At 38.1% G+C, this 11,861-nt stretch carries 12 protein-coding genes; 7 read left to right on the top strand and 5 right to left on the bottom strand.

Translation table 11 applies throughout. From position 1 onward, the window contains the following. Positions 1 to 66: 66 nt before the first annotated feature. Positions 67 to 1,092, top strand: coding sequence for a bestrophin family protein (locus tag IX38_RS11055; protein ID WP_034704871.1), 1,026 nt, complete (start codon positions 67 to 69; stop codon positions 1,090 to 1,092). Position 1,093: 1 nt separating this feature from the next. Here IX38_RS11055 and IX38_RS11050 read toward each other — a convergent pair whose 3' ends face one another. Continuing rightward, a complete protein-coding gene (locus IX38_RS11050) occupies positions 1,094 to 1,552 on the bottom strand; it encodes an Lrp/AsnC family transcriptional regulator (protein WP_034704869.1) in 459 nt (152 codons plus the stop codon). Between the two features lie 157 nt (positions 1,553 to 1,709). Between IX38_RS11050 and IX38_RS11045 the strand changes: the two genes are divergently transcribed. Further along, complete coding sequence (locus IX38_RS11045; RefSeq protein WP_034704868.1) at positions 1,710 to 2,936, top strand: aminotransferase class I/II-fold pyridoxal phosphate-dependent enzyme; 1,227 nt, start codon at positions 1,710 to 1,712, stop codon at positions 2,934 to 2,936. A 269-nt stretch (positions 2,937 to 3,205) separates the two neighbouring features. On the opposite strand, the gene IX38_RS11040 is transcribed toward IX38_RS11045, so the two are convergent. After that, positions 3,206 to 4,210 carry a glycosyltransferase gene (locus IX38_RS11040; protein WP_034704865.1) on the bottom strand — a complete coding sequence of 335 codons (1,005 nt, stop codon included), beginning with the start codon at positions 4,208 to 4,210 and terminating at the stop codon, positions 3,206 to 3,208. 339 nt (positions 4,211 to 4,549) lie between these two features. Between IX38_RS11040 and IX38_RS11035 the strand changes: the two genes are divergently transcribed. The 3 genes from IX38_RS11035 (at position 4,550) to IX38_RS11025 (ending at position 6,273) form a co-directional block, all read left to right on the top strand. Next, entirely contained in the window at positions 4,550 to 5,089 is a 540-nt protein-coding gene (locus IX38_RS11035) for a hypothetical protein (RefSeq protein ID WP_034704863.1), read from the top strand. Between the two features lie 118 nt (positions 5,090 to 5,207). Beyond that, positions 5,208 to 5,438, top strand: a complete 231-nt coding sequence (locus IX38_RS23190; RefSeq protein WP_034704861.1) for a hypothetical protein — start codon at positions 5,208 to 5,210, stop codon at positions 5,436 to 5,438. A gap of 28 nt (positions 5,439 to 5,466) precedes the next feature. Then, entirely contained in the window at positions 5,467 to 6,273 is an 807-nt protein-coding gene (locus IX38_RS11025) for an AraC family transcriptional regulator (RefSeq protein ID WP_034704859.1), read from the top strand. Positions 6,274 to 6,488: 215 nt separating this feature from the next. Here the strand turns inward: IX38_RS11025 and IX38_RS11020 are convergent, their stop codons facing one another. Beyond that, on the bottom strand, positions 6,489 to 7,652 hold the full coding sequence (locus IX38_RS11020; protein ID WP_034704857.1) for a THUMP domain-containing class I SAM-dependent RNA methyltransferase: 1,164 nt from the start codon (positions 7,650 to 7,652) through the stop codon (positions 6,489 to 6,491). A 135-nt stretch (positions 7,653 to 7,787) separates the two neighbouring features. Here IX38_RS11020 and IX38_RS11015 point away from each other — a divergent pair, with 135 nt between their 5' ends. Both IX38_RS11015 and IX38_RS11010 read left to right on the top strand, forming a co-directional pair. After that, entirely contained in the window at positions 7,788 to 8,516 is a 729-nt protein-coding gene (locus IX38_RS11015) for an SAM-dependent methyltransferase (RefSeq protein ID WP_034704854.1), read from the top strand. After that, positions 8,516 to 9,241: a ZIP family metal transporter gene (locus IX38_RS11010; protein WP_034704985.1), complete on the top strand. Its 726-nt coding sequence runs from the start codon at positions 8,516 to 8,518 to the stop codon at positions 9,239 to 9,241. The genes IX38_RS11015 and IX38_RS11010 overlap by 1 nt, the downstream gene beginning before the upstream one ends. A gap of 78 nt (positions 9,242 to 9,319) precedes the next feature. On the opposite strand, the gene IX38_RS11005 is transcribed toward IX38_RS11010, so the two are convergent. Further along, on the bottom strand, positions 9,320 to 10,726 hold the full coding sequence (locus tag IX38_RS11005; protein ID WP_034704851.1) for an OmpP1/FadL family transporter: 1,407 nt from the start codon (positions 10,724 to 10,726) through the stop codon (positions 9,320 to 9,322). Positions 10,727 to 10,755: 29 nt separating this feature from the next. Next, positions 10,756 to 11,817: a hypothetical protein gene (locus tag IX38_RS11000; RefSeq protein ID WP_034704849.1), complete on the bottom strand. Its 1,062-nt coding sequence runs from the start codon at positions 11,815 to 11,817 to the stop codon at positions 10,756 to 10,758. Positions 11,818 to 11,861: the final 44 nt, after the last annotated feature.

The following is an 11,861-nucleotide window of genomic DNA, read 5'->3' as shown; positions in this document are numbered from 1 at the left end:
CAACATTTAAAATACCGCTTTTGGTATTTCTTTTGTTTATATGCACACCAAATTTCATGCAGCATTATGATCACCACCAAATATTTCAATTACAAACAAGTTCTAAACCTTGCAGGCGGCCACATTATCTGGCTTACGGCATGGTGCACTTTAGTGGCAGCCCTTTTCTATTTTTTTAAATGGAAATGGATGATCATTCCGTGGGTACCTGTAGCTCTGATTGGTACTGCAGAAGCTTTTTATGTAGGTTTTAAAAACAACCAGGCATACGACAGATTGTGGGAAGCAAGGAAAATATGGGGCGGAATCGTCAATTCCAGCCGTTCTTTCGTTTCCATGCTGTATGCATTTAATACAACCGGAAAAGACAACAGTGAGACTGAAATCATAAAAAAGAAAATTGCCTACCGTCATATTGCCTGGCTGTATACTTTCCGTGAACAGTTACTGGTTCCTACAGAATGGGAGCATATGTCCCAGAAAAGACATTTCGGGGATATTAATGTCAGAAGGCACAGGCTGATCAAGGCAGGTTTTCCTGATTATGGAAGAACCCCTATTTTCCTTCATAAATACCTATCGGAAAAGGAACTGGACCTGCAGCCGGAATATAAGAATTTTGCCACCTATCTGATTTCTAAACAGGCAAAAGAGGTCAATGATCTGAAAAATTCAGGAAACATCACAGATTTCAATCAGATGCAGCTTCAGGATGCCCTCAACCTGTTTTATGATTATCAGGGACAGGCGGAAAGAATAAAAAAATTCCCTTCACCCAGACAGTTTGCGAGCACAGCCTTTATTTTTAATGTCATCTTCATTATGCTTCTTCCATTAGGGCTTGTGAACGAATTCGCCAAATTGGGAAACTGGGGAATACTGCTAAGTGTCCCTTTCTGTGTTATTATAGGATGGATCTATATTGTGATGGAACTCGTCGGTGACTATTCGGAAAATCCGTTTGAAGGAATGATGTTTGATATTCCGATGCTTTCCATATGCCGAACCATTGAGATTGATGTCCTTCAAATGATAGGCGAACATGACGATCTTCCGGAACCTATCGCTTCAAAAAACGGAGTCCTCGTATAAATTACAGAACAATCGCCGTTGTATTTTTCACTTCAGAGATCATAAAAGAGCTGTGAGTGCTTGCTATATGCTGAAGGGCCGTTAATTTGGTCAGCATAAAATTACGGTAATCCTCCATGTCTTTCACGCCTATTTTAAGGATATAATCGTAGTCCCCGCTTACATGGAAGCATTCTGTGACTTCCTCAAGATTCATGACTTCTCTTTCAAACTGCAGCACAAATTCTTTTTTGTGCTGGGTTAATTTTATATGGCATAACACAATAAAATCCCGGTTTATTTTGTGGCGGTCCAGCAAGGCCACATATTTTGAGATTACTCCCAGGTTTTCAAGCTTTTTTATTCGTTCATAAACTGCCGTTACAGACAAATTAAGCTTGTAAGACAGTTCTTTGGTGGTTTGCTTACAATCTTCCTGAAGTAAAAGGAGCAGTTTTCTATCCGTTTCGTCAAAATTCATAGATAATTTTTTGGAGAAAGTTTAACAAATTCAAATATAATAAACATATTTTCTATTCAAAGCATAAATTATAGATTTATATTCTACATATTCAAATATATCTTGTAATAATTATGAAAACAGAGCATATTTAAGCCGAGAAATAAATCTAAAGCTTATGGAAAATTTTAATGCAGCCAATGAGATCCAGGATCTGCAGTATTTTGGTGAATTCGGAGGAGTGAATCCATCTATTTCTGACAGCTCTACCTATACATTCCTTTCTGCAAAAACCATGTTTGATACATTTGAAGGAAATGCTGAAGGATGTTATTTATATTCCAGGCATTCATCCCCGATGAATCTGTACCTGGCACAGGCACTGGCCAAAATGGAAAACACAGAAGCTGCCAATGTGACGGCTTCCGGAATGGGCGCTATTACTTCTGTATTGATGCAGGTATGTAAAAGCGGTGACCATATTGTTTCCAGCAGAACGATTTACGGCGGAACTTATGCTTTCCTTAAAAATTTCCTCCCTCCTTTTCATATTGACACCACTTTTGTAGACATCAGCAATTTTGAGTCTGTAGAAAACGCTATAACTCCCAATACGAAAGTTATTTACTGCGAAAGTGTGAGCAACCCGCTTCTTGAAGTGGCGGACCTGAGACAACTTTCAGAGATCTGTAAAAGACACAATCTGAAACTGATCGTAGACAATACCTTCTCCCCTCTTTCTGTTTCACCTACATTATTAGGTGCTGATATCGTAATTCATAGTTTAACCAAGTTCATTAACGGAAGCAGTGATACGGTAGGCGGTGTATATTGCGGAACACAGGAATTTATTAATGATACCAAAAATGTAAATAACGGGGCCTGTATGCTGCTGGGACCTACTATGGACAGCTTCCGATCTGCCAGTATCCTGAAAAACCTGAGAACACTCCACATCAGAATGAAGCAGCACAGCCACAACGCAATGTATCTTGCCGAAAGGTTTGAAAAAGACGGGCTGAAAGTATCTTATCCGGGCCTGAAATCCCACAAGGATCATGAACTGATGAAAAGTATGATGTACGAGGAATACGGATTCGGAGGACTGCTGACGGTAGATGCGGGAACCACCGACAAAGCCAATGAGCTGATGGAAATGATGCAGCAGGAAAACTTAGGCTATCTGGCTGTAAGCCTGGGATTCTACAAAACTTTATTTTCATGCTCGGGAAGTTCGACTTCCTCGGAGATTCCTGAAGAAGAGCGTGAAGCAATGGGCATATCGGACGGGCTGATCAGGTTTTCGATCGGGCTGGATCATGATATCGCCAGAACTTATGAAAAAATGCGGGAATGCATGCTAAAAACAGGCATTCTCAACCATGAAACCCTATTCATATCCTAATTTATTGTTATAAAAGCTGCCGGAACTTCTGTCAGCTTTTATTTTTTTAAATGTCCCTTTGTTTTGAAACAAAAGAACAAAAAATTCAAGACTGGAATCTTCCACTAAAATAAATTTTGTTCTCTAAAAATTCTAAACCTGCGCGAATTCAAGATGGCCTATTCGATTCAAAAAATGTTTTTTTGTTTAAGTAACAGATACGCATTTATACGGCAGCTTAATCGAATGAATCAAAGATTAATTTTTATCTTTGATTGAAAAAACATCATCTATTTTATATGGAAATGTTTTGGGAAGGCATCTTCAGGCTTCATTCTCAAAATGTTCAGAAGCACCCACGATTTCAGGAAACCATATCCGTAGGAAAACATCTGAATATAAGTTGAGATCACTGCCATTCCGGCAATGCTTATATTCTTCGTCACCACCATCGCATGGAATAATACAAGAAACGTATACAACCCGTAAAATGCAAGGATAATGCCTCTTCCCAGAAGAAAATATTCAATAAACCCTAAAATATACCCTACCATGAAAAGTGTCGGAAATGCAAATGAAATCTTTACATAATTGGGATGTCTCTGATTGAGAATAGGTCTCGCACATCCGAACTGATAGACCTGTTTGGAGAATTTGCCCAAATCTACTCTACGCTTATGGTACACCGCGATATCATCAAAGAATGCCGTAGTAAAACCGTTTTCCCAAAGTGTCATGGACAGGTCCGGATCTTCACCGATCCTCATTTCTGAAAAACCGCCTACTTTTTCAAAGACCTCTTTCTTTACTCCCATATTAAAGCTTCTCGGCTGGAATCTGGATACTGATTTTTTACTTCCCCGGATTCCCCCTGTTGTAAAAACCGAGGTCATAGAATAGGAAATAGCTTTCTGCATCAGGTTAAAACCTTTGTGAGCCTTATCCGCACCTCCAAAGGCATCACATGGAATGGTTTCGATGTCTTTTTTAATATTTTCGATATAGTCCTTTTCTACAATCACATCGCTGTCTACAAAAATCAGCCAGTCATTCTGAGCCCTCTTTGCTCCATAATTTCTGGTAAGGCCCGGACCGGAATTATCTTTTCTAAAGTATTTGATATCCAGTATCCCATCAAAATTCTGAATGGTAGGCTTAAGATCAATAAAAGATCCATCATCTACAATAATCATCTCAAACTCCTTATCCGTCTGAAAAGTCAAAGAATTCAGCAGCTCAAAAAGTTCGTCCTTTCGGTTGAAAATAGCAACGATAATGGAAATGGTAGGTCTCAAATTGAAAATTTTTCAAAATTACTTATTCACGGATGAATGCGCAAACTTGTTCATGAATATATAACGAAACTTTATAAATAACATTTCAATATTTTTCTATTACGTGTAAAAACAGCTAAAATTTAATAAAAATAATTTCAAAATTCTTTTTTTAATTGTTTAAATACTTTTTCGGAATTTTTTCAATATAAAATAAATTATTAATTGATAACCATGTATTTCTCACGATATTAAAGAAATAATTTAAGTTGTTTTGCAAAATAAAATTATTTCATATTATTTACATTTATATCCTATAAAAATTTAACAACACAAATTAAAAAATTTCAAAACTAGCTTATGGGATTAGATTATAGCATTGAGCCTAAAACTGAAGAATCTGAATATTTTAACTTTCCGGAAGTCTTGTCGTACTTTTTTGAACAAATTGGAGGATATGAAGAGCAAAGTATTGTATCACAAGTTGAAAAAATATTAAATATTGACTTAAGTATTTTTCAAAAAACTTACCATCCTGAAATGGAGTTTGAATTAGAGGATTATGATGAAGAATTTAAAAATGGTTTGGATCCAGATGGCTATTGGATAAAAACAGAATTATTAATTGATAAGACTTCAGAATTACAAAATAAAATCAGGGATAATAAAAATTATTTTGACCACTTGATTTTTAATCCAAATAATGATATAAATAAAATGGTAAATATGCAATATGAAGAGGTCATAAAATATCAGAAAGAAAATTCACTTTCTTTATATCCAATAAATAAAGGAATAATAACAGACCAGAATTTACAGGAATCTATTGAAGAATTACATACAACGCTCTTAGATATAAAGAAACAAGACATTGAAGAAATAAGACTTGTATATGCATAAATTATTTATTGAGTAATTTAAACTGAAACTCTAAACAAAATAAATTGACACTTTAAACAACACCAAAAACCTATTCCCTCCATAACTTTGTCTCAAGAAAATTTTAAAACAATTAAAAATGAGACTTAATAATTTACAACAACCGATCATTTCAGGATTTAATGCAGCGTCAACAGCTCAGGAAATCATCAGAGGAATAGATTTTGAACAGATAGAGTACAGATATGATGAACCGGCAACAATCCGTGGCGTGAAGCCTTATTTCATTGACAGGGAGAATGCAAAGGTTATGGAAATTAAGCGAAGAAATGCTGGGCTTCAAATTCGATGCAGAATAATCCATTTTTAAATACATTTGTACCTATAAACTACAGATCATGGATTTCCAGATACAGTACATCACCCCGGACATCAAGCTTTCCACCTACGACGACAAGCTCTTCAAAACAGAAGCGGTTTTTGAATACCATATGCTGGTCTGGCTTATTTCCGGAGAAACCAAAATTATCCAGGCTGATAAAACATATCTGTTCAAAGCGGGAGATATTTTCCTGATTCCGAGAAATCATCTCGCCACGATCATCAATTATCCTAAAGACGGGGTTCCGCATAAAGCTGTAGTGATGCATCTCACCACAGAAAGACTGAAACAGTTTTATGCTTCCATTGAATCGGGCCATAAAACCATTTGCCTGGAATCCAAAATTCACAGTTTCCAAAGTCATCCTTTATTAAAAAGCTGTCTGGCTTCCCTGGTCCCTTATTTTGAGATGAAAGGACCTTTCCCGGAAAACATTGCTTCCTTAAAAATTACAGAAGCCATAAGCATCCTCAGGGAAATCGATAAAGATATAGATGCTGTCCTGACCGACTTTGAAGAACCGGGAAAAATTGATCTGGTGGGATTCATGGAAAAGAATTACATGTTCAATATGTCTCTGGAAAGATTTGGATACCTTACGGGAAGAAGCCTTTCCACTTTCAACAGGGATTTCAGAAAGGTTTTTCAGGCCACACCTCAGCGGTGGCTTACCCAAAAGCGCCTTGAACTGGCTTATTATCATTTAAAAGAGAAGCGTAAAAGGCCTTCGGATGTATTTCTGGAAGTAGGTTTTGAAGATCTCTCCCATTTCTCTTATACCTTCAAAAAGCAATATGGACTTGTTCCCTCTGCTTTAATCTGATCAATTAAAATATAAAGATCTGTGTAATCTGCTAAATCTGCGGGCATAAATTTTACGCAAAGATTATTAGTATTATTTCATATTTGAGATGGCAAAGACAAAATCAACTTCGTTGATTCGATGAAGCTATCTTTTCAAAGTCGTAATAAAGAGAAATTAAAAATATTCACATAACAAAAAACCTTCCATAATGGGAAGGTTTTATTTGGAATTGATTAATCTTTTTCAATCTTATGCAGCTTTTTCGTGCCCTCATACATTTCGTACTGAAGAAATCTTGTTTCCAGCTTTCCGTTGAAAAGTTTAATCTTTCTGGAAGGACGCAGGCCTATTTTTTTCACCGCCTCCAGGTCGGAAGAGATCAGCCAGGCTAATGTATTAGGATAATTTGTCTTGAACGTATCTCCTATTTTCTTGTAGAAATCATCGTCATTAATAGAAATTCTTTCATCATAAGGCGGATTGAAAACCATAAGCAGCGGGAAAAGCTCTTTTTTGGATTCAAAGAAATCCTGTGTTTTCAGTTGGATCACATCTTCCATTTCTGCTGCTTCGATATTCGTTCTGGCCGCATTCAGCATTCTGTTATCAATATCATATCCAACAATCTTCCCGGTTAATTCGCGCACTCTGTTTACCCGTACTTCTTTGATCTTGGCAAAAAGATCCGCATCATAATTCGCCCAGTTCTGAAAAGCAAACCTTCTTCTGAAGATCTGGGCAGGAAGATCCATTGCAATCATGGCAGCTTCAATAAGAAGCGTTCCTGAACCACACATTGGGTCCAAAAAGTTTCCTTTTCCGTCCCAGCCCGCCAGCTGCAGCATTCCGCTTGCCAGCACTTCATTGATAGGCGCTTCACCCTGCTCTTTCCTGTAACCTCTCTTAAATAAAGGATCTCCTGAAGAATCTAAAGAAATAGTGACCAATTCCCTGTCGATATGCAGGTGAAATTTGATATCAGGACTTTTCGTTTCTACATCGGGACGCCTTTTGAATTTATCCTGAAAATAGTCCACAATAGCATCCTTCATTTTCAGAGTCACAAACTGTGAATGCTTGAATGTTTCGGAGTTCACAGTGGAATCAATCGCGAAAGACTGATCTACATCCATATATTCTTCCCATGCAATGGCAGAAAGCTTATTGTAAAACTGATGCTGATTAAATGCCTTAAATTCAAAAACTGGAATTAAAATTTTCAATGCCGTTCTTGCAGAATAATTAATTTTATAAAGAAAACCGAGGTCGCCTTCACAATTGACCGCACGGTTTTTAATTTCAACGTTTTTCCCGCCTAATTTTTTAATTTCTTCCGCAAGGATCTGCTCCAGTCCGAAGAATGTCTTTATCTGAATCTTTAGATTTTCTGTGTCCATAAATATTTATTAAAAGATTTAATGATTTAATAATGAAAAGATTACAAGTCTAATTTTGCTGTTAATCGGATCTTTTGGTATTTCATTATTTAAATACTTTGCTTTTAACCGCACAAATTTAGTTATTTTTGCATTATGGAATGGTTTGAATCTTGGTTTGATACACCTTATTATCATCTTCTTTACAGTAACAGGGACTATACGGAAGCCGAAAATTTCATTACGAAGCTTACTGAACACCTTCAGTTACCCCCTTCATCCAAGATTATTGATCTGGCTTGCGGTAAAGGAAGACACTCCGTTTTTCTGAATAAACTGGGATATGATGTATTGGGACTTGATCTTTCCAGACAGAGCATTGAATTCGATAAACAGTTTGAAACCCAGACACTTATTTTTAATGTTCACGACATGCGGAACCCGATTGATGCAGATCCTATGGATGCTGTATTCAATTTGTTCACAAGTTTCGGATACTTTGATAACGAAAGTGATGACAAAAAAGTATTCGAGTCAGTTTATAATGTCTTAAAGCCGGGAGGGTATTTTGTTCTGGATTATCTGAATGAAGAATATGTAAGAAAAAACTTAATTCCTGAGACTACCATAACCCGAGGCGATATTGATTTTAAAATCCTGAAAAAGATCGAAGGAAGACATATCGTTAAAGACATCCGTTTTGAAGCGGACGGGAAGCCTTTCCATTTCTTTGAAAAAGTAAAGCTTCATACTCTGGAGGCTATCAATTCCTATGCAGCAGACTGCGGCTTTGAAAAAGTAAACATCTGGGGCGACTATCAGCTGAATGAATTTGACCGTGAAGTTTCAACACGCTGCATCAATTTATTTAAGAAAAAAGCATGATAACAGTTATCTTACTGATATTAAGTGTTATTACAGGAGTATTCCTCGGCAAGCATTTCGGAAAAAAAGAAAAGCTGGCAAAAAATCTGTTGGTACTCAGTGCCGGATTTCTGATCACCATCTGCCTGAATGAGGTTTTTCCGCAGGTATACACTTCTGAAGCCGGAAGCAGCCTCGGAATTTTCGTGATTGCGGGTGTACTGCTCCAAATGATCCTGGAAGCTTTAACCAAAGGTTTCGAACACGGGCATTTTCATCACCACAGTGAGCACAATATCCTTCCTGTTGCATTGATGGTAGGGTTGTTTGTACATGCTTTTATAGAAGGAATTCCTTTAGCTAATGAAAAGCACGAGCTATCGCCTTATCTTCTGGGAATTGTCTTTCACAATCTTCCTATTTCATTTATTCTTGGAGCCTTTTTATTCAACAGAAAAAAAGAGTCCAAAACTTCACCATATCCTTCAATGCTGATTGTAGCTTTGTTTGCTCTTGCCTCTCCAATGGGAATGCTGCTTGGAAATTATTTCAATCCTGACCTGCAGCCTTATTTTCTGGCTATTGTAGGTGGAATATTTCTTCACATTTCTTCTGTGATCATTTTTGAAAGCAATAAGAATCACAACATCGACTGGATGAAGATCGGCTTGGTAATTATTGGTGTTTCACTGGCACTGGTCATGCATCTTTTTCACCATCATCCGGCTGCCGGACATTCTCATTAATCTTTTATCAAACACAATAAAAAAGCTCCGGATTAAAATCCGGAGCCTTCAATTTAATCACTCATTACACCATCTGGATTAGAATTTCCAGCCGAATGTAATAAAAAAGTTATTCCTGTTATTTTTCACTTCCGAAACAGCAAAATAGTCTGATGACATGATTTTTGTATCAGAATAATACGCCGTATCAGTAGAAGGGTTTCCTGTTTCAATACCTCTTAAGAAAGGGTTGCTGTAGGTAGACGTCACATACTGATAAGATGCGTCTATATAGAATGATTTGAAATCATAACCCAAACCGAATGAGGCCAGGTTTCTGTTATTCAGCATCATATTGCTGTATGACTGGTCAGACGTGGAGGCATCCGGATTTACCTGAGTCACTGTTAAAGCATCAAAAGGATTAGACATGTAAGAATAACCACCTCTTAATCTGAACTGCTTCAATCTGTACTCGGCACCTATTCTTACTTCTGAAAGGTTCTTATAATTGTCTTTAAAGAAGCTGTTCAGTTCGCTTTCAGCACCTGATACTACTTTATATTTAGGTCTTGTTAATCCTAAAGTATAATCTACGTTTAATGAAAAGTTTTTGCTGGCAACAAATGCGGCACTCACTGTCGCTTTAAGCGGTGTTGTAAGATCTCTTGATTCGGCTCCGCTGCCGTCACCATAATTCGGATCATTATAGAAGCTGTAAGTTCTGTCTATACGCCAGAACGTTGGAGTTTCTATAGCACCTCCGATTCTGAAATTAGGACTAAGCTTGCCGATCACCCCTAAAGATGCCGAAAAGCCGGAAGATCTTTCCAACATCGGTGTATTCTGTCTGTTGAAATATTCCAAAGAACCATTACTCAGTGACTGAAAAGCCGCCGTATCATACTGGTCAATAGATGCACTGAAGAAATTCAATCCTGCACCTATATATAAATTATGATTATAATTTGCCCCAACACCAAAGCTTGTTTTTGAAAGATTTCCGTATCTGTTATAGGCATGTCCTGCGAATGATGAACTATTATTAGCATCAAAATCCTTGATAACATTACTGCTTCCCGGAGATTCTACATAATTATCCAATGACTGATTGGAATAATTGATCCCGATATTAATAAACTTCCAGCCTGTTTCAGTCATCAAAGGGAAAGCGATTACACCTCCCACATTTCCAAGATCAGTATTGGTTTTGCTGTAATCAATGGAAGATCCTCCCCATGTACTTTTATTTTTATTTCCTGCAATAGATACCGTTCCGGAAACTTCTCCGGAAATAGCCACCCCCAAACCTGCAGGGTTGGTCAGCAGTGAATTGGCATCACCTCCTAATGCTCCGTTAGCTCCTGCCATTGCATTAAACTTTGACGAACCCACCATAGGACTACTGGAATAAACATCTACAGTATTTCTCAATATAGAAACATCCTGTGCCTGTGCAAAAAATGCAGCAGAAACACTCATTAATACTAAAGATTTTTTTAACATTATTTTTTTAATAGTTATTAAGTTTGAAATTATCTGCCGCCTCTGAAGCCGCCGCCTCCACCGCCTGATCTCATACCTCCGCCACCTGAAGAGCCTCCGCTTCTAAAACCGCCTGAAGAACCTCCGCTTGATCTGAAACCTCCGTTGTCATTGGATCTGAAACCTCCATTATTATAGTTAGGCTGAGAATTATAATTAGGTCTTGGCTGAGAACCTGAATTACGGAATCCGCCTGATTGTGGCTGTGTTCTGTAACCGCCGTTTGTATTTCCCTGTCTGAAACCGCCGTTGTTATATGAACCGTTTCTGAAGCCTCCGTTTGTACTTCCGTTTCGGAAACCGTTATTGGTTGATGTATTTCGGAAACCGTTTCCACTGTTTCTGAAACCGCCTCTATAGGTATTGGTTCTGTACACAGCATTTGACAGCCCGGGATTACTGAATCCTCCGCCACCGCTTCTTCTATGAACCGGTCTGTAGCTATTACCCCAGTAACCACCGTAACCGCCCCAATATGGGTAACCGTAACCGCCACCCCAGAACGGATCATAATATCCGCCCCAATAAGGAGAATAGCCGTATCCCCAGTAAGGATTTCCCCAGCCGAATGATCCTCCCCATCCAAACGATCCACCCCAGCCCCAGGACATATTCATTCCCCAGCCGCGGTTCATCCCCCAGTAAGGGCTGTAACCACCGTACCATCCCCAGGGAGAGCCCCAGGAATTATCGTAATAGTTAGTCTGAGCTCCGGCAAATGCACCCCAGTCTGAATCGGTAGCATTCGTATTCCAGTTATTATCGCTCCATGTACTGTATCTGTTGTCCTGTTCTCTAGAATTAGCTTCAGCATTCTGGATTACATTAGAGTCCTGGTAATAATCGTAGTTTTCCCCTACCCTGTTACCACCTTCATTGATGATCACACCTTCTGGCAGCGTATCTTTATTAGGGTCATAGTATACCCCATCGGTCTCTGTATATCCACCCATCTGGGCGCCACAGGACACAAGCAGTAATCCGCCTGATATTGCCAAAATCCCTTTGGATTTTAACAGACCGAGCAAATTTTTATGTATATTTCTTTTCATGATAACGTAAAGATTTTTAATTTAAATTATATTTGCAATCTGTA

Origin of the sequence: Chryseobacterium luteum (genome assembly GCF_000737785.1) — a bacterium.
Taxonomy (GTDB): Bacteria; Bacteroidota; Bacteroidia; order Flavobacteriales; family Weeksellaceae; genus Chryseobacterium; species Chryseobacterium luteum.
The sequence above is the reverse complement of the archived record's forward strand: the minus strand, read 5'-3'. Positions and strand labels throughout refer to the sequence as shown.

Coding starts and splice junctions, on each gene's coding strand:
- IX38_RS11045 (WP_034704868.1), top strand. CDS start 1,710: ATGGAAAATTTTAATGCAGCCAATGAGATCCAGGATCTGCAGTATTTT.
- IX38_RS11050 (WP_034704869.1), bottom strand. CDS start 1,552: ATGAATTTTGACGAAACGGATAGAAAACTGCTCCTTTTACTTCAGGAA.
- IX38_RS11035 (WP_034704863.1), top strand. CDS start 4,550: ATGGGATTAGATTATAGCATTGAGCCTAAAACTGAAGAATCTGAATAT.
- IX38_RS11055 (WP_034704871.1), top strand. CDS start 67: ATGATCACCACCAAATATTTCAATTACAAACAAGTTCTAAACCTTGCA.
- IX38_RS11000 (WP_034704849.1), bottom strand. CDS start 11,817: ATGAAAAGAAATATACATAAAAATTTGCTCGGTCTGTTAAAATCCAAA.
- IX38_RS11020 (WP_034704857.1), bottom strand. CDS start 7,652: ATGGACACAGAAAATCTAAAGATTCAGATAAAGACATTCTTCGGACTG.
- IX38_RS11025 (WP_034704859.1), top strand. CDS start 5,467: ATGGATTTCCAGATACAGTACATCACCCCGGACATCAAGCTTTCCACC.
- IX38_RS11015 (WP_034704854.1), top strand. CDS start 7,788: ATGGAATGGTTTGAATCTTGGTTTGATACACCTTATTATCATCTTCTT.
- IX38_RS23190 (WP_034704861.1), top strand. CDS start 5,208: ATGAGACTTAATAATTTACAACAACCGATCATTTCAGGATTTAATGCA.
- IX38_RS11005 (WP_034704851.1), bottom strand. CDS start 10,726: ATGTTAAAAAAATCTTTAGTATTAATGAGTGTTTCTGCTGCATTTTTT.